This window comes from Bradyrhizobium zhengyangense (genome assembly GCF_022012555.1).
In the GTDB taxonomy this organism is placed as follows: domain Bacteria; phylum Pseudomonadota; class Alphaproteobacteria; order Rhizobiales; family Xanthobacteraceae; genus Bradyrhizobium; species Bradyrhizobium zhengyangense.
The window spans coordinates 1-23083 of sequence record NZ_JAKLTZ010000036.1; the positions used below are offsets into that span (position 1 = coordinate 1).

Consider the following 23083-nt stretch of genomic DNA (forward strand, 5'->3'; position numbering starts at 1 on the left):
GTTGAGGTGCTCAGTCAGGGCCGCGAGGTCGGCAACCCAGTGGTCCATGTCGTTGCCGGTGCCGGGCTGGTCGGACCTGCCGTGGCCGCGCCGGTCGTGGGCGATCACCCGGTAGCCGTGGCGAAGAAAGAAGCTCATCTGGGCGTCCCAGTCGTCCGCTGTCAGCGGCCAGCCGTGGCTGAAAACGATCGGGTGGCCTGAGCCCCAGTCCTTGTAGAAGATGTTTACGCCGTCTGTCGTCGTGATCGTGGGCATCGAGTCATTCCATCTGTGCTGTTAGACATTTGTTGGTCGAAGACCGCGAAACGGTAAATCCCGCTTTGGCCGCTGACCAAGACCTTGTACGCTTCGAGCTATGCCTGGAAGATATACGAGGGGTCATGGAGCTCCGGCATCTGCGCTATTTCGTTGCCGTCGCTGAAGAAGGCAGCCTGCTGACCGCAGCCGAGCGGCGACTGCACACCTCCCAGCCATCGCTGAGCCGGCAGATCCGCGATCTGGAAGCCGAGATCGGCGTTCGGTTATTGGAGCGCCAGGCGCGCGGCGTGACGCTGACCGCCGCCGGACGCGTGTTTCTCGATCATGCGCGGCTGGCGCTGCTGCAGGTCGAGGCCGCAACGGAGGGAGCCCGGCAGACGGCGCAACCGCAAAGGCCCGTCCTCTCGATGGGCTTTCTCGTCGGGCTGGAGGTGATGTGGCTCCCCCAGCTGCTGCGCATCCTCCGCGAGGAAGCCCCCGATGTCGACGTCACGCTCAGCACGCAATCGTCGCCAGAACTCGCGCTCGCATTGATGCGGGGAAAGCTGGACATCGCCTTCCTTCGCCCCGAGAAAGACAACGAGGGCGTCGTCTTCAAGATATTGGCGAAGGAGCCCTTGATCGCCGTGCTGCCCGCCGAGCACCGACTGGCATCACGGAAGAAGATTCGTCCGCAGGATCTCGCCCGCGAGATCTATGTCAGCTCGGCAAGAACCTCGCCGGTTCTGCAGGAGGTCATACAGAACTACGCATCCCGGGTCGGCATTACCCTCAAGGCGAAGTATGAAGGCGAAAACATATCATCGGCCATGTCGCTCGTGGCTTCCACGGGCGGGATCAGCCTCGTCCCCCTCTATGCGCAGAACATGCTGGCACCGAATGTCGTCGCCAGAGCGCTCGAGGGCGGCACGCCAACGGTCGATCTGGCGCTGGGATATAACAGGACAAATCCGTCGCCTTTGCTGCGTCGTCTCCTGTCCCGCGCGGATGAGCTGGTGGCAAACGTCCAGAACCAGAGCATCATCCGCTATGTTGAAGCTCAATAACCGGCAGGGTTGGGCGTCTGCTAAGGGGCCCCGTAGGTCGGCGGCGGCGCCTGCACCGTCGGCGCGGCGGCGGCGAACAGATCGTCCTTGCTGCCTGTCAGCGGCGGATAGATGCGCTTGCGATTGATGGTCCGCTTGGTCGCTTTCGCGGCCTGACCGGTCGTCCGCACCTCGCGATCCCAGCCTTCGGTGTAGAGCGCGCCCCAATCGCCGAGATCGAGCACGGTGACGTACCAGTCGATCCGCAACGGCAGCATCGGCTGACCGACCAGATCAGCCACCACATTGTGGCCGGCGAAGCGGCCCATGGGACGGGCGAACTGGCAGGACATCACGGTCGGATGCAGGCCATCGACCACGCTGGAGGCGACGTCGCCGGCGGCGAAGATTCCGGGCAGACCCGCGACGCGCATGAAGGGGTCGACCAGAAGTCGCCCGAGCCGATCGCGCGCGCCGGGAAAGTTTTCGGTTAGCCGGCTCGCGCGCATACCGGCGCACCAGATCACCGTCTGCGCCTGGATGAATTCGCCCGAGCTCAAGCGAACGCCTGAGGCCTCGACCGAGGCGACGCGCACGCCAAGCCGCGTCTCGACCTCGAGCGACGATAAGGCGGTCTCGATGACGGGCCGCGCGTGCTCGCCGATCGTGGCGCCAACCGCTTGATTGGGATCGACCAGGATGATGCGGCGGCTGCCGGTAATGCCGGCGCGCATCAAGCGCTCCGGCATTTCGGCGGCAACCTCGATGCCGGTGAAGCCGGCGCCCACCACCACGACGGTCGATCGTCCCGGCGACGGCGCGCTGCGGCCGAGCGAGGTGACATGCCCCTCGAGGCGAAGCGCCGCGGCATAGCTGTCGACGTCGAATGCGTGCTCGGCGAGGCCCGGAATCTCAGGCCGCGTCACTTCACTGCCGAGCGCGAGCACGAGGCGGTCGTAACCCAGCGTCTCCTTGCCGCTGCTCGCGACCAGCGAGATTTCGCGGCGCACGGGGTCGATGGCTTCGACCTCGCCGATCCCGTGCATGACGCCGACCGGGTCGAGCAGTTGCGCAAGGGGCAGCGCGACCTCGCTAAGATCGACCTCGTAATTGCGCACGCGGATATTGTGATAGGGGTTGCGGTCGATGAGGAGGATTTCGATATCGCGGCCGGCATCACCGATCGCATCGCGCAGGCGCGCGGCGCCGATGGCCGCCCACAGGCCCGCAAACCCGGCGCCGAGCACGACGATACGCGCCATGTCCGTTGACTTCGCTGCTTCCAGGGATCCGGTGGTCCGCCCCGCGCGGGCAGATATAGCTCATTCAGACGGATCGACCAAATGCAGCCGCGATGCGCCGCTGCACAAAATCGGGGGGCTCACGCCTCGCGCAGTTCCGACGGCGTCGCGCCAAAGCGCTTGCGGAAGGCGCGGTTGAAATAGGACAGATCGGAGAAGCCCGAGGAATGCGCGATGTCGCTGATCTTGCGCGCCCGCGCGCGGGGATCGCCGAGCAGTTTGCGCGCCAGCAGCAGGCGCTGCTCCAGCACGAATTCGGTGAAGGTGGTGCCGGCCTGCTCGAACAGCCGCTGCGCCTGGCGCGGGCTGAGACCCGAGCGGGTGGCGACCTCGGACAGGCAGAGATCGTTGCGGCCGAGGGCGGCCATCACGTCGGCGCGCATGAGATCGAGACGGGCCGCCGCATGGCCGCGGCCGCGCGCGAGCGCGGCGTGCTCGGCATCGGTGCCGAGCAGGAGGCCGACGAGATCGACCATGTGCTGGGCGGTCAGGCGCTGGCCGACCGCGTCGAGATGCGGTGCCTGATGCGCAGCAAGCGCGTGATAGCGGAAGATGGTCTCGGCGACGGCACCGTCCGACAGCGCCTGCGACAGCTTGTCCTCGGCGCGGGGATTGATGTCGAGCAGCGCGCGGCGCGGCATGCGGATGGTGGTGAAACGGTTCTCGTCGGTATGACCGACGCTGCCGGTGATGCTCATGTCGGCGAGCACCATCTGCGCCGGCGCAAGGTCGACCGTATGGCCGTTCTGCCTGACGTTGACGAGGCCGGCATGAGCGGCGATCAGCACGAGGTCGTCGCTGCCGTCCGCGAGGCCGCTCTGGGTGCGCGAATATTGCGCGGAGGCGCCTTCGGGAATGGCGAGCGTGATGTTGTCGACCGCGCTGACCTGCAACCGGCAATCGATGCTGTCGCCATGGCTCGGCCCGATCTCGAGGCCGCAGGCCCCCAGGGCCCGGTCGCGCCATTGTTCGAACGCAGGCCCCTGCGGCAGGCCTGCATATTGGTGGATAAGAATGCCCGGCGGCTTGGCTGCATCCATCTGATTTCTAGCCCCTTCCCGGCACCCTTGATCAGCCGTGCCGACTGCAAATTCCGGGCATTTGACGCCGCGGAATGGACGGAGGTTCAAATCGAACGCGGATTTGGCCGGACTTGTCGAATTGCGACGGCCAGAATGGACCCTGGCGACAGGTTTGGCGGTTGGGCGTGCGTCGCCCGGATGGAGCGAAGCGCAATCCGGGCTCCGACGGCGGGGGCTATTTCTTCGCGGGGACCTGCGGCTGGGACGGCGGCACGGTCTCGATCAGCTTGCCTGAGAACACCGGCGCCGAGGTCGGCTGGCCACTGGGCGAGCCGCCCGGCTGCTCGACGGTGATGGCGTAGGTCGCGCCATTGACGACGTCGGCATCGTAGCCGGCGAGCACCGGACGTGCCGTGAAGTCGCCGGCGCCGATCACACCAAGCGAGCGCGGGCGGGGCAGCTTGTCGGAGATCAGCCAGAGCTCAAAGCTCTTGCCCGGCTCCGGCGTCGCGCCGACCTTGCGCACCGTGAAGTTCTTGGTCGCGCCATCAATGGTGAGGATGAAGGCGGGGCCGCCGCTCTGGCCCTGCAACAGCGCGACATATTGCGCGGGCAAGGACGACGGCGCCGGCGGTGTCTTGACCTCGACGGTCTGGATGCGCGGCGCGGGCCGCAGCGCGCCAGGCAGCGCATCGGGCGAGAGGATCTGCAGCGACAGCGTCACCAGCAGCGCGGCCGCGAGCGCGCCCACGGCGGAGGCGATCGTGCGCCAGCGCTTCACGCGGCTCTCGAGATAGATCACCTTGGTGTCATCGGCGACCGGCACCTGCGTCAGAGGGACAATGCGCGGGTCGGGCGCATGGGTCTGCGGAATGAATTGCGGGGCGATGTCTGGGATGACATCGGAGTCGGATTGAGGCGGCGCCGGCGGCTGCACGTCCGGCAAAGGAGCTTGCTGCGATGGCTGCTCCGGAGACGAAAGCTCTTGAGTTGAAGGCTCTTGAGTTGAAGATTCTTGAGTTGAAGATTCTTGAGTTGAAGACTTGGGCGATGACAGCTCCGATGACGAAAGCTCCGGCAATGGCGGTGGCGGCGCATCCACCAGCACTGGCGGGGCCTCGAGCGAGTCTCGCTCCGAATCTTGATACGAATCCTGCGTCGATATCGTCTGTGCGATCTCGCGCTTGATGTTCTCCCACACGATCGGCCGCGGCTCGATCGTGCCGACCATCTGGTTGAGGACCCCGAGCCGGAATTGCCAGGCCTGCACGATCGCGGCGAACTCCTGGTCCACCGCCATCATGGTCGCGACCTGCACACGCTCGTCGGCATCGAGTGTGCCGAGCGCATATTCCGCGGCGAGCGCGATATTGTCCTCGCTGTAGGCCATCACTTGCAGTCCAACACCACCCTCATGATCAAAGTCCTCACAGTCCGAGGCACTCCCGGATATCCAGCATGCTGCGCCGCAGCCACGTCTTCACCGTGTTGACGGGCGCTGCGAATTTCTCCGCCAATTGCTCGCGGCTCCAACCGTTGTAATAGGCGAGAAGCACGAGCCGCTGACGGTCCGGCTCGAGCCGGCCAATACATTCCAAGAGCCGCTTCAGCTCCTCGGACATCTCCCGGCGCGCCAGCGGATCGGGACTGTCGGCAGCGACTTCCATCGCCTGCGGCTCCTCCTCGATCGAGACTTCGGTCTTCTTGCGGACGATATCGATGGCGCGGTTGCGCGCAATCGACGCCATCCACGTGATCGGCGAGGACAGCTGCGAATTGAACTGGCCGGCACTGTTCCAGATCTTGACGTAGGTCTCCTGAATGACCTCCTCTGCGAGATCCTGTCGGCGCAAGATACGGAGCACGACGCCATAGAGTTTCGCGCGCGTGGCAGCGTAAAGGCGCTCGAACGCGGCCTGATCGCGCCTCGACACCGCCTCAATCAGCCCGACCAGCTCTGCTGGCGTCAGCATTCAGCCCCCCAACGCGCGGCCCCGTCGCCTCTCTTCACCTCTCCCCGACGGGGAGAGGTCGATTTGCGCAGCAAATCGGGTGAGGGGGCGGAGGGCTAACGGGAGACCGTAACCCCTCACCCGGCGCTCCGCGCCGACCTCTCCCGAAGGGAGAGGTGGACACCGCCGTCGCTGGCACACCATTCATTCCCGCCACCATAGCGCGCGGCCAAGCCCGTCACCAAGAGGCGGCGCGCCGCGCTGTGGACAGGACACGCAAAAACCCGGACCTTGCGGGTCCGGGCTCGCAAATTCTTGGATGTTTTGATCGCGGGCCGCCGCTTACGCGACGGCGCCGATCCGGGAGCGCATCAGGCCGATGCTGTCGAGATCAGCCTGCTCGCGGGCATTTTCCTCGGCGCGCTCGCGGGCCTGGTCACGCTCGTCCAGCAGTTCGACCTTCTTCAGCTCCTCGAAAGCCTCGCCGAGCGCGGCCTTGGCCTCCTCGAGCTGGCCCTTCAGCTCGTCGGCCGAGCGGGTCAGGTTCTCGCGGCGCTGGATGGCGGCCTTGGCATAGGTCGGATAGGCGAAATGCGCGGGGTCGTTGATCCCGGCGCGGTCCTGCTCGGTCTGGATCTCACGATCGAGATCGGTCGACATCCGCTGGAAGTCGGCGATCATGGACTCGATCTGGGCGACCCGGCGGCGCTTCTCGTCGACCTGAAACTTCTTCAGGCGGATGAGGGTATCACGTGACTTCATCGACTCGTACTCCCCAGAAGTCCCTTGGCTGCAAGACATACACACATTGGGACGACACCGGTCTCCCCACTGGCCCCGTCGAGGCCAAGACCGGCTCTGCTACTCTGTGGGAAGGGATGATGACGGGACAAAGTTAGCGTTCCGTTTCCAAATTACCGAGGATTTGCGCCAACTGGCGGTAGCCGTCGGCCAGCGAGGCATTTTCATCCTTGCGCTGGCGCAGGAAGGCTTCCAGCGGCTCGTGCAGGCGGATCGCCTCGTCGACCTCGGGGCTGGAGCCCGCCCGGTAGGCGCCAAGCCGGATCAGCTCTTCCATATCGGCGTAGGTCGCCATCACCGCCCGCGCCTTCTGGATGACCGGCCAGAACTGGGGATCGGCCGATTTCGGCATGGTGCGGGAGACCGATTTGAGAATGTTGATGGCGGGGTAGCGGCCGCGCTCGGCGATCGAGCGCTGCATCACGATGTGACCGTCGAGGATGCCGCGGACGGCGTCGGCGATCGGCTCGTTGTGGTCGTCGCCGTCGACCAGCACCGTGAAGATCGCGGTGATGGCGCCCTCTCCGAGGCCCGGGCCTGCGCGCTCCAGCAGCTTCGGCAGTTCGGTGAAGACGGTCGGCGTATACCCCTTGGCGGTCGGCGGCTCGCCGGCGGACAGGCCGATCTCGCGCTGCGCCATGGCAAAGCGCGTCACGGAGTCCATCAGGCAGAGCACGTCCTGGCCCTCGTCGCGAAAATATTCGGCGACGGCGAGCGTCAGATACGCCGCCTGCCGCCGCATCAGCGCCGGCTCGTCGGAGGTCGCAACCACGACGACGGAGCGCGCGAGGCCCTCTTCACCGAGGTCGTCCTGCAGGAATTCCTGCACCTCGCGGCCGCGTTCGCCGATCAGCCCGATGACGCTGACGGCGGCATCGACGTTGCGCGCGAGCATCGACAGCAGCACCGATTTGCCGACGCCGGAACCGGCGAAGATGCCCATTCGCTGGCCGCGGCAGCAGGTGAGGAAAGTGTTCATGGCGCGCACGCCGAGATCGAGCGGGCTGCCTACGCGCTTGCGCGAATGCGCCGGCGGCGGCGAATTGCGATACGGCATCGGGGAAGCGCCTTGCGGCAACGGCCCCTTGCCGTCGATCGGCTCGCCCAGCGCATTGACGACGCGGCCAAGCCAGGCCGGCGACGGACGCACCAGATTGGCGGCATTGGCGATGACGGCCTTGCAGCCGCGACGCACACCGTCGAGGCCAGCGAACGGCATCACCACCGCATTGCTGCCGGAGAAGCCAATCACCTCGCAAGGAATGGAACGGTTGGCGCCAGTCTCGATCACCAGGCGCGCGCCGACGGACATCGCGTGGATCGGGCCGGCCACCTCGACCATCAGCCCGCGAACGCCGACCACGCGGCCATAGATATTGATGCCGTCGATATCGCCGATCTGTTCGGCAAGAGCTTTCATAGAGCAGCTTTCATCAAGAGCGCGCTTTCACAAGAGCCTTCATCAAGCTGCTCGCCTTCGATATCCGGGCCCTCACGGGGAAACCCTTAAATTTCGCCACATTTCTGAACGGCGCTTAACTTCGTGTTTACCCGCATCGTTAATCATTGCGTCACTGTCTTTGTGACTGAGCGTGGCCCCCCTTCAGAAGAAGGCTGAGTCGCGGGAGTCGGTTAGGCCCGTCTCTTAAAGTGGAACTTGAACGGAGCCGGATAACGAAAGCTGCTTCACGCGCAAGACCTTAGGGCGATTCGACAAAAATTGCACCGGGGGGACTTGCGTTCCAGAATCAGGATTTGTTAACCATCTGTTGTCAGGATCCGAATCAGTTGTTCAAAGGCGTTTTGTTGAGTGCCGCGAATGCGGCCGACCTGACGCCCAGGAGCGGCGACTATGGGGAACTGGCATGCGCGTTTTGCTGATTGAAGATGACAGCGCCGTCGCGCAGTCGATCGAGCTGATGCTGAAGTCTGAGAGCTTCAACGTCTACACGACCGATTTGGGGGAAGAAGGCGTCGATCTCGGTAAATTATACGATTACGACATTATCCTTCTCGACCTCAACCTGCCCGACATGTCCGGCTATGACGTGCTCAAGCAGCTTCGGGTCTCCAAGATCAAGACACCGATCCTGATCCTCTCCGGCCTCGCCGGCATCGAGGACAAGGTCAAGGGTCTCGGCGTCGGCGCCGACGACTACATGACCAAACCCTTCCACAAGGACGAGCTGGTTGCCCGCATCCACGCGATCGTGCGCCGCTCCAAGGGTCACGCCCAGTCGGTCATCCAGACCGGCGACCTCGTCGTCAACCTCGACACCAAGACGGTCGAAGTCGGCGGCCAGCGCGTGCACCTGACCGGCAAGGAGTACCAGATGCTGGAGCTGCTCTCGCTCCGCAAGGGTACCACCCTGACCAAGGAAATGTTCCTCAACCACCTCTATGGCGGCATGGACGAGCCCGAGCTGAAGATCATCGACGTCTTCATCTGCAAGCTCCGCAAGAAGCTCGCCAACGCTTCCGAGGGACGCAACTTCATCGAGACCGTGTGGGGCCGCGGCTACGTGCTGCGCGAGCCGCACGAGCACGAAGAGCGCATCCCCGCCTGATCCGCTTACGTCGCAAGCCCTTTGGGGCTTGCTCCTCCCAGCCTGGACCCCGCCGCAAATGGCGGGGTTTTGTTTTTGGGAGCTTGATCAGACGCTGGCGAGCACAGGACTTGCCATCACCGGGCTCTTGATCGGCACCCGCGAGGCGGCCTCCCGCAGCCAGGCCATCAATGCGTAGCCGATGGTGAAGCCGAAGGCGAAGGTCGGCAGCACGAAGGACCAGACGAACGTCCAGCCGGAGATGTTGTCGACGACATCCATCACCGGCATCGGGCTGACCTTGTGAATCGCCAGCAGCACCCACAGCATTACCGTCATGCCGCCGCCGAACACGAGTCCATCGCGCATCCGCCGCGTCTTGCGCGACCGCTTGCCCCAGGTCGAATCCTGCACCAGCAGCGCCGCCATCGCGGCGATCCCCCAGGGGAAGATCAGAACCGGCAGCTCGTGCAGGACGACGTCGAGATAGGGCCTTTGCGGAAACTGGTAGAAGTCGAACGCGGCCTGAACGGGGAACAGGATCAGCGCGCCCCAGAGGCCGACCGTCAGGATGAAGCCGACAGGCAGCCGGCCGAAGATGTTCTCGTTCGCGAAGGCGTATTGCCGCTTGAAATAGTAGACCAGCCAGAAGTTCACGATCAGATACAGCGGCGTCATCAGCAGCGTCCGCATCATGGCGACAGATTGGTTGCCGGGCATGTGCACGATCTTGCCGGACCCGACCAGCCAAGCCAGGCACCAGACGAAACCGAAGCCCGCCGCGACCGCGACGAACTTCGCGATGCCTGGGGGGGCCGGCTCCAGCGTGAAGCCGATTGCGCCAAGCCTGCGCCGGCTCCGGGCAAACGTCCATTCGCCGGCGAGCGATGCGCGCGCGGCGAACAGCAAGAGATTGTTGAGCAGCGAATCCATGTCCTTGCGCAAATCTTCCAGCATGCACCCCGCTGCGGTCTGGGCGGCGAGCTGAAGCTGGCTGACCACGGTGTGGCGGGTCGAGAGTTGGTCGAGCGCCTGCCAGTCGTCAGGCTCGACATGGCTGTCCTCCATGATCGCACCGTAGATCTCGGCGCTGCTCTTGAGCACGCGGACGGTGCGGAAGCAGAGCGCGTCATAGACCGCGAGCAGCTCCGCATAGAGATCGGAATTACGCTCCATGAAGGCCTCGTGTTCGGAGGCCCAGCGCTCCAGATGAAGCATCAGCGTGGAAATCTTGAGGAAGCGCGACTGGATCGCGGTCGATTGCGTGGCGCGGAAATCATCGACCTGGTAGCCGACCCTGGACAGCTTGCGCTGAATGCTCGGCATGTCGTCCGGCCCGACCTGGAACGGTGCTGCGGCCAGCGCCTCGCGCAGCGCGAGCGCGCTGACGGGAATGCCGGCCAGCTCCTGGCAGAATTTGCGCCACGCCTTCGGCGCCACCGGAATGAGCCAGACGAACATCAGCAGCCAGACCGACGCGAGCGGCGACAGTTTGTCGGGCAGCATGGCGTAGATCACCAGGAACGGCGTGATGAAGACGGCGAGGCCGAACAGGAACAGCGGTCGCGTCGTGAACGAGCGCGTGCCCTTCATCGTATGGAAGCGGAACCAGTAGAACAGCACGACCAGAAGCGGTCCGCCGAAGGACTCGAGGATCGCGTTCAAGGGATCGACGACTTGAGCGAGCGGCACGATGAACTCCTATTGCTAGGGTTCGCTGTTGAAAGGCGCGCCGGACACAGCGGCATCCGGCGACCCACGTGAAAATCAGGCAGCCTGGGCGACCATCTTGGCCTTCTGGACCAGGAGATCGATATTGTCGGGGGCAAGCGCAATCGCGCTGTCCATATCATTCTGGGCCTTCACCGCGTCCTTGATCTGGGCATAGGCATTGGCGCGCGACACCAGATATTTCGGCTCATTCTCGTTGGTTGCGATCGCGGTGCCGAACGCCTTGATCGCCTCCTCGACATAGCCGCGCTTGTCGTCGGTGCCGGCGGCCGTCATGCTGACGATGCCCTTGATCCAGTAGAACTCCGCGTTGTTCGGCTTGAGCTTGATCGCTTCGGTGATGTCGCCGAGCGCATTTTCGTAGAGACCGACCGTCACGTTGAAATTGGCTCTCCGCACGAAATATTCGGGCTTCGCAGGGTCCAGCTTGAGCATGTAGGCGAAGCTCGCGGCGGCTTTCGAGATCAGCTTCTGCTTGTGCTGGAGCGTACCGAGATCGAAATAGACTTTTGCGAGCCGAACCGAGAGTTCGGCATCGTCTGCCAGGAGGCCGTGCAGTTCCTGTCCGCGCCGCGTCAGCTCCTCCAGCGCCTCGATCGTGGCTGGACTCTCGGCGAGCGCCTCCATGAATTCATCGCGGCGCTGCCGCAGCAGCTCCTTTGAGGGACGCGCCGCCTCGGGCGGGGCCAGCTGCGGCTGCGGCGCTTCGACGTCAAAGATCCGGCCGTCGGGCGAGCGCATGTAGAGGACGGGGATTCCCCACTCGACCCGGGACTTCTCCTGGATGAATTTGCGCGCGAGCGTCACCGCATCGTCGATCGGACGGTTGCCGGCGAGCGCGGCGTAAAACCCTTCCGACATCGAGATCGCGGCATTGTCGGTGATCGGAAACTGCATCGCCACGACGGCGGGCAGCCATCCGGTCTTCATCAAGCCGATCGCCGGATTGCCGAAGCGGTCGCCGACGTTGATCCTGGCGCTCTCGCAGCAATTGAGCACGATCAGGCGCATGCTGCGCCGTGCTCCCGTCAGCATCATCGCAAGGTCGGAGGCGAACTTCTTCACCGGCTTGCCGTCCTCGTCGACCATGACGACGAAACCGCTGGCGCCGGCGCCGGGCAAGGCTTCCTCGACCCCGCCATGCCCGATGAAGTGGAAGATGTGCCATTCGCCTTCCAGCAGCTTCTTCATCAGGTCTCTGCCGCTCCCGCCCGGGACCCACTGGAAATCGACCTTGCCTGCGTGCTGGAGCGCGTCGATGCCCTTGTTGATGCGATCGCGCTCCTTGACGACGTTGAGCTTCGGCCATTCGCTGGTCGAGGGATCGGCGATCATGCCGAGGATGCGCAGCGGTCCCTTGACGCCCATCCGGCCGACGCCGCCCGCGGTCTCGAGATAGCGCACGATGGGGCGCGTCAGGCTGACGAAGCCGGGCATGTCGTCTTCATCGTAGAGATATTCCCACGGCAGTCCGGCAAGGTCGGCGGCCTCGATGCGCAGCTTGATCCTCAGATCCTGCGCCGCGCCCTTGCTGCGCTCGTAGATCCGCTGGATCGACGGCACGTCGGTGAAGACGCTGCGAAACACGCCGCGGCCGAAATCGCGCAGCACCTGCTCGCCGCGCGTGGTCGGGCCCTGGGTTTTCTTGTCGTCGATCTCGAGAACGGCGTTTTCCAGCTCACCGCGCAGCTTGGCCAGCTCGCCCGGCGCGGAGAACCAGAACTTCACCTGGGTCTTCGGGGCCTCGCCGGCCGGCGACCTGACGACCCGACCGTAATATTGCTGAGGGCCGCCACCCACGGGCAGATCGGAGCCGATCTCGAGTTCGAAATCTTCGTATTCGGCAACGGGCATTTTGAGCCTCACTCAACAAGATCTTGATCTGAACGAAGCATCCCTCGAATGAGCGCGGCCGATCAAAAAATGACGGACGGCCGCCAAACAATGCCTCAGACTATCACACACAACCTCGAGACGCATTTGTGAAGCATGTCTCATGCGGCCCGAATTTTTGTGCGGTGCCCCGGACGCACGCGGAGCCGGTTCTTTCTGGGGATCGAACTGCCCGCCTGCTGCAGCGACTAAGCGATCGTGCCAGAATTCGCGCCGCAACCGTCGGACCTCCCCTCATGATCCTGCAATCGCTCGCCGGCCTGCCCGCCTTCCTGGTCTATTTCTGCACCGGGCTGATCGCGATAGTGGCATATCTGTTCGTCTACACGCGGATCACGCCACACAACGAGTTCCAGCTGATCCGGGACAACGACCCTGCCGCTGCGATTGCGCTCGGCCTCAGCCTGCTCGGCTTCGTGGCGCCGCTGTTCAGCGCGATCGCCCATTCGGCCAATGTGCTGGACTGCATGGTCTGGGCTTTCATCGCGCTGATCGTGCAGGTCGCCGTGTTCTACATCGTCAAGGTCCCGGTACCTAACCTGTCGGGACGGATCGCTGCGGGTGAGCTCGCGCCCGCCATCTGGCTCGGGCTGTCCTCGCTTGCCGCGGGCCTTTTGAATGCCGCTTGCATGATCTACTGACATGGTAGCGAAGTGACATGGCCAACAAACCTCCAAGCCAGGAGTTCGGCAAGCGCCGGCCACGCCTGCCGGCGGATCTGCCGCTACCGCCGCGGGAGCCGGTGAAGCGCTCGGGCCATGTCGCTCTGCTGGTGATGGGGACCATCGCGGTCGGTACCACCGCCTTCATGTTGATGCCGCGACGAAACTGCGATCCCGCGCCTCCCGGGACGTCAGTCCCCGGGGCGACGGCGCCAGCGCAGACCGGCACCAATTGCGGCAGCGGTTCTTCGGGCGGCGGCTCGCACTGGTCGTCGCGATCGAGCTTCTACAGCAGCGACTCCTCAAGTCATTCTTCATCGGGCAGCTCGTCCGATGGAGGCTCCGGCGGCGTCACGCGCGGCGGCTTCGGCTCGTTCGCGCACGCCTTCGGATTCTCGGGCCGCGGTTAAAGCCGCGCACGAGATTGAGACACGTCAAATCGTGACCACCGCGCGCTCGGTATCCTGTCCTTGATGATCACGCGCCCGCAGGGCGACAAGGATCGGGGTGAAACGATGCGTACGATGATGACGTCGGTGATCGCCCTCCTCACCCTGGTGTCGTTGACGGCCGGCGTGAAAGCGGAATCCTGTCCGCCCGGCACCGTTCAGGTCTGTCCACCGCCGTCGAAAACCCGTCCCCCCGGCGGCCCGCCGGCGTGGTGTCGCTGTGAAGGTCCGCCGGGCAGCCCGACCTGGGGCGGCAGGGCCGAGATTCACAAGAAGAACGTGCCGACGGTGAAGCCAGGCAAGTCGCCCGGTCCCAACGACTGAGCGTGGACCGACAATGCCCCAGCCAATCGAGAGGTGAAACGATGCGTCCATTGATGAGTTCCGCGCTGGCGCTCCTCGCGCTGTCGTCACTATCAGCCGCTGCTCAAGCCGGTCCCTGTCCGCCCGGCATGGTTTTGACGTGCATGCCGCAACCGCCGGACCGACCGCCGAACCGTCCGATGCCGTGCAAATGCGACTATCCGCCGGGCACCACTTGGGGCGGTGGTGGCGGCGGTGGCGGCGACGTTCACAAGAAGAACGTGCCGAGCGCGAAGGCGAACAAGGCGCCCGGCCCCAATGATTGAACGTGGAGGTGCAATCATGCGTATCATGATGACATCGGCCCTTGGCCTGCTCGCGCTGGCATCGCTGTCCGTTGCCGCGGAAGCCCGGCCCTGCCCAGCCGGCTGGGTCCGGGTTTGCCAGCAGTCCCCGCCCGGTCGGCCGCCGCTGTGCCATTGCGAGCCTCAGCAGACGCAGGGCGGCAACGCGCCCTGGGGCAACCAGGGCAAGGCCGAGATTCACAAGCATAACGTTCCGACGGCAAAGCCGAACAAGTCGTCCGGTCCCAACGACTGAACATCGAGGTGCAACGATGCGTATTTTGATGACATCGGCGTTGGGCCTGATCGTGCTGGCATCGCTGCGGGTTGCCGCCGAAGCGGGACCCTGCCCCTCCGGTCTGGTGACGGTTTGCGAGCCGACGCCACTGAATCGTCCGCCGCAGTGCCATTGTGAGAGGCCGCACCAGAACATGCCGGGCAGTTCGACCTCCGGCGGCGGCGGCGGCGGCAAGGCCGAGATTCACAAGCACAACGTCCCGACCGCCAAGCCGAACAAGGCGCCCGGGCCCAACGACTGAGCGGACGCAAACGAAAAGAGCGCGATGGCAACGCCGTCGCGCTCTTTTCGATTCGGCACATCATCGCGCAGCTCCTCGCGACGTTGCTATCGCGGCGCGCGCCTCTAATGCAGTTTCTTCGCGGTATCCGGCCGCGGCGGCTCCGGCTGCGGGTTCAGCCAGTTGCCGCCCTGGATCGGCTTGTTGCCGGCCGGCCGCGGCGGCTCGGGCTGCGGATTGAGCCAATTGATGGGCTGGCGCTCGACCGTTGTCCGCCTGGTTTTCTTCTTGGTATTTGCATGGGTCGTCACGGTCTGCTCCGCACCGGCCTGGACCGAATGGCCTGCCGCCGCGACCGAGCTTGCAGCGCTGGACGCATTCCAAGTGGCCGCGCAGGAAAGGCTGGCGACCGCAATTGCTGCGATGAACGTTCCACGCATGACGAGCTTTCTCCTTTACCGTTCAATCTGCCCGCGAACGCGCGGGAGCGGTGTCGGCCGCACGATCGGTCGCGGCGTGAAGCGCTTGGGCGGCACGACGAACTTCGGCGGGGGCGGCGGCGGCACCGCAACGCCGGGCGGACGCACCCGCGACGGCTTGACAGCCTTGCCCCTCTTGCCGGACGGCACGACAACCGGCGCCGGAACGAAAGACTTGCCGGGCGCGAATGTCGCGCCGCCCGCGGGCACGCAATTGCGTTTGTCGGCATCGGGCTTCTGGCCGGCCGGACAGCACTGCCCGCCGGCTGTCGCCTGCGAGGCGAGGCAGCACGAGCCGTTCGGCAACTTCACATAGCCGGCGAAGCATCCCGTCGGCCCTGCATCCGACGTGCATTTTCCGTTGATCAGCATCTGTCCGGTCGGACACGTGCAGGCCGCTTTCGTGCCGGCGACTGCGGTGGCGGGCGGGCAGCATTGGCCGGTCACCGGATCGACAGTCGTGCCTGACGGACAGCTGACTGGCGGCTTGCAGCTATTGTCGGGCTGCGGCTTCGTCCCGGCCGGACAGCAAGTACCGTCAGGCGTCAGTTGCTCGGCCGCGCATCCCTGCTTGAGCGGCGGTTGGCAAGTGCCGTCCGGCTGCGGCGCAGAGCCCGCTGGGCAGCACTGGCCGCTCACGGTCAATTGCTGAGGCGGACATGGCTCCTTTGCCCTGCAGGTGCCATCGGGCTGCGGTGTCGAGCCGGGCGCGCAGCAGATGCCTTTCGACGTCAGTTGTGCCGGCGGGCACGTCGGCTGATGCGGCTTGCCGCATTTGCCATCGGGCCCGGGCAGCGTACCATCCGGGCAGCACTGGTTGGCCACGAACGCCCATGAACCGGACGGGCAGAGCTGATGGCAATTGCCGTCGAGCCCGATCTGATTGAACTGATCAATCTTTGTCTCGCAATTCATTTCCTGAGCTGTCGGCTTGCAACCGAAGAACTTGGCCGACGGGTCGGGCTCGAAGCCCACAGGACAGACCGGCGACTTGAACACCGGGCAATGATAACCGTTGGCATCGTGCACGGGCTTCGAGCCGTCGAGACAGACCAAGGTCGACCAATCGTTGGGATCGAACTTGCCGGCATCGAAACCTTGCAGGCAAAGCTCCAACTTGGCGGGATCGGTCGATCCATCCGGACACGGCGACGTGCACGTCCCGTTCGGCCCCGGGTAGGTTGCGAAGGGGCAGCACTGGAAGCCCGGCTGTTGCGACGTGCCGGGCGGGCAGGCGCACTGGTTGCCGGGGCCCGGCGGGCAGTCGAGCAGCGGCGGCTTCTTGCCGTGCACGCGCAGCCAGAAAAATCCTGGGAAGATTTCGACGCGCGGCCGATACCAGCCCGGCAGATTGAATCCGATCTGCCCACAGACGCGTGCAATCGCGACGTCGCCAAGATGGCCGCGCGCGATCGAGTCCTGGAACTGATCATCATAGTCGGCGAAATAGCTCTGCCACGGCGGCACATTGGCAGGCCGCACGGCCAGGATGTCGTTGCCTTGGAGGCCGTTGACTTCGACCGGACCACCGGCCGCGAGCTGGGAGGCGACCGCCGGGTCGCTCGAGTTGCGCAACTGCTCGCCGGTGGACCACAAGAACTGGCCGCAGGCAGCGCGATCGATGCGGCCCTGGTCGTCGTAATCGAAGCCGACGGCGACGCCGCCATTACCGTTGCGCATCTGCCGCGCGAAGCCGACCGCGTATTCGTCCGCCTGCGGCTGCCATTGCGGCCCCGCGGTGTCGGGCGGCGCCGGCAAATAACGCAGAACGCGGCCGGTGGCGTCAACCGTCAGAGCGTTGAAGCCGTAGGCGCCGCTCGGCGCCGCGCGCTCGGCGAGCAGCATGCGCCCTTGATCGTCGAACGCGATCTTGGCGATTTCACTCGGACCAGCCCCCGGCGCAACGCTGAGTTCGAGCCGCGGTTCGGCGCCAAATTTTGGCGCTATCGAAACCGACCAGACCTGAAGATCCCTGGCCACGGCGTAGTACAGACGCCCGTTGCGCACAGCGAGACCGAAGATCAGGCGCTGTGGATTGGCATAGCCCCAGGTCGCGGGATCGCCAGTACGAAACTTCGGGCTCGAGATATCGAGATGTCCCGAAGGATCGTAAGGCACCGGCGGCAAGCCGGCCGCGCTACGCCCTTGCACACCATGGTCATAGCGGGCGCGCTCCGTTCCCGTGGAGTCGAATGCGTGGATCATGCCCGTGGCACGGTCGGCCACGAATAGCGTGTTGGACGCGGCATCGAAGGCAAGCCCGCCCAGCGCCGGACCGGGATTGGCGGCGCCGTCTAGCGCAACGTTGGCGAACAGGCGGGCCTCGCCGGTGGTGCCATCGATCCGCCAGATCGAGCCGGGACCGCTGCCGAATTGCGCGGGTCCAAACAGGCCCGGCATAAAGGCGGCATTGGGTGCACCCTGCTTGGCGCGAGCGAACTGGGCGGCTCCCGTTGGAACGACGATCGGCAAGCCGTAAGCCGACGTTGCAGCGACGAACACGTTCGGCGGCGTTGCGTTGTCGAGCGCGACACCAAACAGCTGGCCGGTTTGAGCGGCGGTGACCGTGAAGGGTTTGGGCGCCGTCAGCAGTTGCGCCTGCGGAGGCGCACCCGGCGACTGCAGATCGAGCACGCGCGCTGAAGGCCCGTTGAGGTCGATGAACATCTTATCGACGGGATCAGTACCAGGCGGGATCATAACCGGCGGGATCGCGCCCGAGAATCCCGTGACAATCGCGTTGCCATTGGCAACGATGCCGGCAGACTGCGCCGTAGCCTCACCGCAGCCAAGCGAGCCGAACGACAATGCGGCGAACACCACCGCGCGCAGCCACCTCCTGCGATCTCCGCGATGACCTTGCTCCGACGGAATCGGGTGGGGCACACGCATCTGCATCGGCGAGAATCCCATTCAAACGACCACATCCATTTGAAACCGATCGCACCGGCGCGGGATTGAGCGGGATCAACAAATGCCTCCTTTTCAAATGCCGAGAACGCGAGGACCCCCACGATCAAACCTTCAACGGTATCCCGACAATGCCGAACCAGAACCGAACAAGCCCCCTCGCCGTTGACACGCATCAACGCGCGGCCGGCCGGTGCAGGCATTCTTGTTTGAGTTCACGAGGGCCAGCGCATGAAACGTGGGAAAAAAGCAACGTTCGCCGCCGCGATCCGTACAGTTCTCATGTGTGCTGCTGTGGCCATCCCCACTGCAGCTCACGCAGCGAAGGGACACTGCCCGGGAGGCCAGCTTTGGCAGTGCACCACCTACGCGACGTCTCAAGAAAACGGCGCGTGGTATGACGCAAAGACCGGGCAATGGTACAATAAATCATGCAGTTGCCAGGACGCCGGAGGATCATCCGGCGGCGGAGGAGTCGGCTCATACGGTCATGCCGAGATCCACAAGAGGAACGTACCGACCGTCAAGCCGTCGAGCATCGGTCCGACGAGTCTTGCCCGTCCTCCGCTGGGGCTCAAGGTGACGCCCCGCGCGCCCACGCCGACGCTCCAGCCCGGACGAACGTACTGACATTTGTCTCCGTGGACCTGACAATGCCGCACGATGCCGTGAGACGTGCGGCTTTCGCTTGTCTCCACGCGGGCATGTGACGGAAACTCCGACGACACCGGGAATCGGAGGCTGGGCCGCAAAATCATGAAACGTTCGCGACGGGTCGTCCTCACAATGATGGGAAGTGCAACAGTCGGCGCAGTCTCGCTCGGATTCGTGCGCCGCGAGCCGGTGTGCGGCCCGGGTCTCGAGGCCGTACCCGGCATCGATGGGAGGCCTTATTGCCGTCCGGTCTATGGCGGGTTCGGCGGCACGCTGCATCATTTTCACGGCCATGGTCACGGCGGCCACGGCCATGGACATGGCGGCGGCTAGCAATCATGCAGCGCATCAGCTGTCCCGAGCGCGACGACTGGCAACAGACCGCCGAACAATGCGGCTTCGGCTTCCACACCATCGACGGCGAACGCTACTGGGATGAGCGCGCCTATTACGCCTTCACGCTCGCCGAGATCGAGCGCGACATCGAGGCGCCGACCGGCGAGATCGATGCGATGTGCCTCGAGCTTGCCGGCCGCGTGATCGGCGACGAGCAGCACTTGCGGCGACTCAAGATTCCGGAAGCGTTTTGGGACCTCATCGCCGAGAGCTGGGAACGCGACGACCGCAGCCTCTACGGCCGGCTCGATCTCAAGTTTGATGGCGAGACGCCCGCAAAGCTGCTCGAGTACAACGCGGATACGCCGACCTCGATCTTCGAAGCCTCGGTGTTTCAATGGACCTGGCTCGAGCAGGCGATCGAGCGGCGTATCATCCCCGCGCGCGCCGACCAGTTCAACTCGATCCACGAGCGGCTGATCGCGGCGTGGAAGGAGATTGCTGGAGGCGAGCATCTGCACCTCACCGGCACCACCGGCAACGAGGAAGACGCCGGCACGCTCGCTTATCTCGAAGACACCGCGCGCCAGGCCGGCCTCTCCACGACGCTGTTCGACATTGAAGATATCGGATGGCGCGATGAGGGCGGCGGCTTCGTCGACCTCGATAACCGCGACATGGAGCTGGTCTTCAAGCTCTATCCCTGGGAGTGGATGTTCCACGACGCTTTCGGCGCCAAGCTCAAGGGCGCACCGACGCGCTGGATCGAGCCGCCATGGAAGGCCGTGCTCTCCAACAAGGGCATCCTGCCGCTGTTGTGGGAGATGTTTCCGAACCACCCCAATCTGCTGCCGGCGTTCTTCGAGGATGATCCGCGTGCCGCCGAGCTCGGCAGCTCCTATGTCCGCAAGCCGCTGCTGTCGCGCGAAGGCGCCAATGTCGCGCTGGTGTCGGGCGGGACGTCGCTCGACGAACACACAGGTCCCTACGGCGCCGAAGGTTTTGTCCGCCAGGCGCTATCGCCGCTGCCGAATTTTTCCGGCGTCTATCCGGTGATCGGAAGCTGGCTGGTGAACCATGAGCCCTGCGGGCTTTCGATCCGCGAGGACGAGAGCCCGATCACGGGCAACAGCTCGCGGTTCCTGCCGCATGCGATTTTGTGAGACTCTGTCATTCCGGGGGCGCGACAAAGTCGCGAGCCCGGAATGACGAGGAGAAGTTCACCGCGCCGCGGCGACCTTCAGTGGCTGCGGCATCAAGCCACCCATCGCCCGGCCGGAGCGCGCCGGATTGAGCTGGTAGAGCCCGCGGCGGTCGGAGGCGGGGCGGAACGCATCGGTGATGCCGACGACGGATTCCGCAGCGCCCAACAGCAGTGTGCCATCGGCTTCCAGCCCCTTGGCCATGCGCTCGAAAATCATGGCCTTGGTGTCCTGATCGAAATAGATCAGCACGTTGCGGCAGAAGATCACGTCGAACGTGCCGAGATGGGAGAAGTCCTGCAACAGATTGAGCTGGCGGAACTGCACCATCGCACGGACGTCGGCGTTGAGCTGCCAGACGTCGCTCGCTTGCGTGAAGTATTTCATCAGCAGCTGAATCGGCAACCCGCGCTGCACCTCGAACTGGCTGTAGACGCCGGCCTTGCACTTCTCCAGCACTTCCTGCGAGAGGTCGGTCGCGACAATCTCGATGCGCCAGCCTGCGAGCGTGGCACCCATCTCCTTCAGACACATCGCGATCGAATAGGGCTCCTGCCCCGTCGATGAGGCCGCCGACCAGATCCGCAGCGACTTGCGCGCGGCGCGGGCCTGGATCAGGCCGGGCACGATGCTGTCGCGCAAATGATCGAACGGGATCTTGTCGCGGAAAAAGAAGGTCTCGTTGGTGGTCATGGCCTCGACCACATCGGTCGCAAGGCGGCCATCACCATTCCTGATCTTCAGAACGAGATCGGGGATTCCAGGAAGGCTGGCCTTGCGGGCCAGCGGCAACAGGCGGCTCTCGACCAGATATTGCTTGTCGGACGAGAGATCGAGACCGGAGCGCTCTTTCAGGAACTTGCGCAGATAGTCGTAGTCGGCGGGCGTCACGTGCGGTCTCCCGCGAACAGGCGGTTGACCTTGGCGCCGATCTGGTTGAGCGGCAGGATCGCCGCGCAGATGCCGGCATTGGCGGCCGCACCCGGCATGCCCCAGACCACGCTCGAGGCTTCGTCCTGCGCGATCACGCTGCCGCCGGCTGCGACGATGTCCTTGCCGCCGCGCATACCGTCTGAGCCCATGCCGGTCAGGATCACGGAGAGGATGTTGCCGTGCCAGACGTCAATGGCAGAGGTGAAGAGCGGATCGACCGCAGGCTTGCAGAAATTGACGGCGGGACCATCGTCGAGCGCGATCGCGGCCTCAGCGCCGCTGCGCACGACGCGCATGTGCTTGCCGCCCGGAGCGAGATAGATGCGACCCGGCTTGACCGGCTCGCCATCGACAGCCTCGGCGGCCGGCTTGCGGCTCGAACGCGCCAGATGCTCGGCGAGAATGGTGGTGAACGTCGGCGGCATGTGCTGGGTGATCAGCACCGGGAAGCGATCGATCACCGGGCCCAGCTCGGTGACCAGCGCCATCAGCGCCTGCGGACCACCGGTCGAGGAGCCGATCAGCAGCACCTTCGGCGCCTGGGTCGAGAACGGACGCGTGGAGAGCAAACCCGACGACGGGGCATGCGCAGCCGGCGCGGGCGCGGCAGGCCGCGCAACAACCGGCGCACGCGCGAGCGGTGCAGCAGGGCTCGCGGGCGCGAGCGGCGGGCTCGCAACCGCCGGCTTGCGGCGCAGCCGCGCGCCGAGGTGACGGATCTTCTGGATCAGATCGTGATGGAAGATATCGGCGGCCGATGTCTCGCGCGTCGATTCCGGTTTGGGAATGTAGTCGGCCGCGCCGAGCGACAGCGCCTTGAAGCTGATCTCCGCGTTGCGACGGGTCAGCGTCGAAGCCATGATGATGACGAGATCGCGCTTCTTCGCCAGCAGTTGCGGCAGCGCCGAGATGCCGTCGAGCTCGGGCATTTCGATATCGAGCACGGCAACGTCAGGGTTGATGCGTTCGAGCTGGTTGACCGCCTCGAGCCCGGTGCGCAGCGACGCCGCGACCTCCATGTCGTGCTCGGCTCCGATCCAGCGCGAGATCAGACCGCGTATGACGACGGAGTCGTCGACGATCATCACCCGCAGCGGCCCGGCTTCACGCGACGGGCTCATGGTCGAATTACCTGCGAACGCCACACTCATTACTCACCAACTCAGACTGAAACGGTTCAGTTGACAACAAACGCCGAAGGGCCCGTCCAGCCTCCGGGTGTTCGCTCAGATCAGGCCGACTTCCTGGAACTTCGCCGTCACGATGTCCTTGTCGAACGGCTTCATGATGTATTCGTTGGCACCGGCATGCAGCGCGCGCGCGATGTGCGCGACGTCGTTCTCGGTGGTGCAGAACACCACCTTGGGCTGGTCGCCGCCGGGCATGCGGCGCAGATGACCGAGGAACTCGTAGCCGTCCATGACGGGCATGTTCCAGTCGAGCAGCACGGCATCGGGCAGTCCGCGCTTGCAGGCCTCGAGGGCCTTCTCACCGTCTTCGGCTTCGAGAATCTGGAAGTCGAGGCCTTCCAGGATCCGGCGCGCAACCTTGCGGATGACGCTGGAATCATCAACGACGAGACAAGTTCGCATGTGAACCTCTGCTTCCTATCCCCTTTGCGGGGCACTTCCAATTACAGGTACGTCGGCAGGTGCGCCGGCGTATCAGGCCGCCATCATCTCGGGCGCGAGCTCGAGCACGCGGTCGACGTCGAGGACGACCATGAGCTGGCCGTCGAGACGGTGGACGCCGCCGGCGAGCTTG

General features: G+C 64.7%; 24 protein-coding genes and 1 pseudogene. 10 read left to right on the forward strand and 15 right to left on the reverse strand.

What is annotated here, in order from left to right; translation table 11 throughout:
- A partial coding sequence (locus L6639_RS41455) for an alpha/beta fold hydrolase (protein WP_237867168.1) occupies positions 1-255 on the reverse strand: 255 nt, incomplete at its 3' end.
- A gap of 125 nt (positions 256-380) precedes the next feature.
- Here L6639_RS41455 and L6639_RS41460 point away from each other — a divergent pair.
- Entirely contained in the window at positions 381-1304 is a 924-nt protein-coding gene (locus tag L6639_RS41460) for a LysR substrate-binding domain-containing protein (protein ID WP_237867170.1), read from the forward strand.
- Positions 1305-1324: 20 nt separating this feature from the next.
- Here the strand turns inward: L6639_RS41460 and L6639_RS41465 are convergent, their stop codons facing one another.
- From L6639_RS41465 to fliI, 6 genes are all read right to left on the reverse strand, one after another.
- Positions 1325-2545: an NAD(P)/FAD-dependent oxidoreductase gene (locus L6639_RS41465; RefSeq protein WP_237867171.1), complete on the reverse strand. Its 1221-nt coding sequence runs from the start codon at positions 2543-2545 to the stop codon at positions 1325-1327.
- Between the two features lie 119 nt (positions 2546-2664).
- Positions 2665-3624, reverse strand: coding sequence for a helix-turn-helix transcriptional regulator (locus L6639_RS41470; protein ID WP_237867172.1), 960 nt, complete (start codon positions 3622-3624; stop codon positions 2665-2667).
- 217 nt (positions 3625-3841) lie between these two features.
- Positions 3842-4996: an anti-sigma factor gene (locus L6639_RS41475; RefSeq protein ID WP_237867176.1), complete on the reverse strand. Its 1155-nt coding sequence runs from the start codon at positions 4994-4996 to the stop codon at positions 3842-3844.
- Positions 4997-5033: 37 nt separating this feature from the next.
- Entirely contained in the window at positions 5034-5579 is a 546-nt protein-coding gene (locus tag L6639_RS41480; RefSeq protein ID WP_237867177.1) for a sigma-70 family RNA polymerase sigma factor, read from the reverse strand.
- A 321-nt stretch (positions 5580-5900) separates the two neighbouring features.
- Positions 5901-6320, reverse strand: coding sequence for a flagellar export protein FliJ (gene fliJ, locus L6639_RS41485; protein ID WP_128953708.1), 420 nt, complete (start codon positions 6318-6320; stop codon positions 5901-5903).
- Between the two features lie 133 nt (positions 6321-6453).
- The gene (gene fliI, locus L6639_RS41490) at positions 6454-7779 is read right to left on the reverse strand and encodes a flagellar protein export ATPase FliI (RefSeq protein ID WP_237867178.1); all 1326 of its coding nucleotides are present in this window, start codon (positions 7777-7779) and stop codon (positions 6454-6456) included.
- 445 nt (positions 7780-8224) lie between these two features.
- On the opposite strand from fliI, the gene ctrA reads away from it, so the two are divergent.
- Positions 8225-8926, forward strand: coding sequence for a response regulator transcription factor CtrA (gene ctrA / locus L6639_RS41495; protein WP_008138878.1), 702 nt, complete (start codon positions 8225-8227; stop codon positions 8924-8926).
- Positions 8927-9013: 87 nt separating this feature from the next.
- Here ctrA and L6639_RS41500 read toward each other — a convergent pair whose 3' ends face one another.
- Both L6639_RS41500 and L6639_RS41505 read right to left on the reverse strand, forming a co-directional pair.
- The gene (locus L6639_RS41500; RefSeq protein ID WP_237867179.1) at positions 9014-10597 is read right to left on the reverse strand and encodes a hypothetical protein; all 1584 of its coding nucleotides are present in this window, start codon (positions 10595-10597) and stop codon (positions 9014-9016) included.
- Positions 10598-10672: 75 nt separating this feature from the next.
- Positions 10673-12490: a CHAT domain-containing tetratricopeptide repeat protein gene (locus tag L6639_RS41505; RefSeq protein ID WP_237867180.1), complete on the reverse strand. Its 1818-nt coding sequence runs from the start codon at positions 12488-12490 to the stop codon at positions 10673-10675.
- Positions 12491-12765: 275 nt separating this feature from the next.
- Between L6639_RS41505 and L6639_RS41510 the strand changes: the two genes are divergently transcribed.
- The 6 genes from L6639_RS41510 to L6639_RS41535 all read left to right on the forward strand — a co-directional run bounded on the left by L6639_RS41510 (position 12766) and on the right by L6639_RS41535 (position 14826).
- Positions 12766-13170 carry a DUF350 domain-containing protein gene (locus L6639_RS41510; protein ID WP_237867182.1) on the forward strand — a complete coding sequence of 135 codons (405 nt, stop codon included), beginning with the start codon at positions 12766-12768 and terminating at the stop codon, positions 13168-13170.
- A 17-nt stretch (positions 13171-13187) separates the two neighbouring features.
- Positions 13188-13601, forward strand: a complete 414-nt coding sequence (locus tag L6639_RS41515) for a hypothetical protein (protein WP_237867183.1) — start codon at positions 13188-13190, stop codon at positions 13599-13601.
- A gap of 105 nt (positions 13602-13706) precedes the next feature.
- Entirely contained in the window at positions 13707-13964 is a 258-nt protein-coding gene (locus L6639_RS41520; protein WP_237867184.1) for a hypothetical protein, read from the forward strand.
- A gap of 41 nt (positions 13965-14005) precedes the next feature.
- Positions 14006-14269: a hypothetical protein gene (locus L6639_RS41525; protein WP_237867185.1), complete on the forward strand. Its 264-nt coding sequence runs from the start codon at positions 14006-14008 to the stop codon at positions 14267-14269.
- A gap of 16 nt (positions 14270-14285) precedes the next feature.
- Positions 14286-14543, forward strand: a complete 258-nt coding sequence (locus L6639_RS41530) for a hypothetical protein (protein WP_237867187.1) — start codon at positions 14286-14288, stop codon at positions 14541-14543.
- 16 nt (positions 14544-14559) lie between these two features.
- Entirely contained in the window at positions 14560-14826 is a 267-nt protein-coding gene (locus tag L6639_RS41535; RefSeq protein ID WP_237867189.1) for a hypothetical protein, read from the forward strand.
- A 104-nt stretch (positions 14827-14930) separates the two neighbouring features.
- Here the strand turns inward: L6639_RS41535 and L6639_RS41540 are convergent, their stop codons facing one another.
- Both L6639_RS41540 and L6639_RS41545 read right to left on the reverse strand, forming a co-directional pair.
- Positions 14931-15245 carry a hypothetical protein gene (locus L6639_RS41540; RefSeq protein ID WP_237867190.1) on the reverse strand — a complete coding sequence of 105 codons (315 nt, stop codon included), beginning with the start codon at positions 15243-15245 and terminating at the stop codon, positions 14931-14933.
- A gap of 15 nt (positions 15246-15260) precedes the next feature.
- Complete coding sequence (locus L6639_RS41545) at positions 15261-18182, reverse strand: NHL repeat-containing protein (protein WP_237867193.1); 2922 nt, start codon at positions 18180-18182, stop codon at positions 15261-15263.
- Between the two features lie 798 nt (positions 18183-18980).
- Between L6639_RS41545 and L6639_RS41550 the strand changes: the two genes are divergently transcribed.
- Both L6639_RS41550 and L6639_RS41555 read left to right on the forward strand, forming a co-directional pair.
- Positions 18981-19181, forward strand: coding sequence for a hypothetical protein (locus L6639_RS41550; protein WP_237867194.1), 201 nt, complete (start codon positions 18981-18983; stop codon positions 19179-19181).
- A gap of 5 nt (positions 19182-19186) precedes the next feature.
- Positions 19187-20347: a glutathionylspermidine synthase family protein gene (locus L6639_RS41555; RefSeq protein ID WP_237867195.1), complete on the forward strand. Its 1161-nt coding sequence runs from the start codon at positions 19187-19189 to the stop codon at positions 20345-20347.
- A gap of 57 nt (positions 20348-20404) precedes the next feature.
- On the opposite strand, the gene L6639_RS41560 is transcribed toward L6639_RS41555, so the two are convergent.
- The 4 genes and pseudogenes from L6639_RS41560 to L6639_RS41575 all read right to left on the reverse strand — a co-directional run.
- The gene (locus tag L6639_RS41560; protein WP_237867197.1) at positions 20405-21277 is read right to left on the reverse strand and encodes a CheR family methyltransferase; all 873 of its coding nucleotides are present in this window, start codon (positions 21275-21277) and stop codon (positions 20405-20407) included.
- A complete protein-coding gene (locus L6639_RS41565) occupies positions 21274-22470 on the reverse strand; it encodes a protein-glutamate methylesterase/protein-glutamine glutaminase (RefSeq protein WP_237867198.1) in 1197 nt (398 codons plus the stop codon). The genes L6639_RS41560 and L6639_RS41565 overlap by 4 nt, the downstream gene beginning before the upstream one ends.
- A 75-nt stretch (positions 22471-22545) precedes the next feature.
- On the reverse strand, positions 22546-22911 hold the full coding sequence (locus L6639_RS41570; RefSeq protein ID WP_007600538.1) for a response regulator: 366 nt from the start codon (positions 22909-22911) through the stop codon (positions 22546-22548).
- Between the two features lie 72 nt (positions 22912-22983).
- Positions 22984-23083, reverse strand: a pseudogene (locus L6639_RS41575) (chemotaxis protein CheW); the annotation flags it as partial.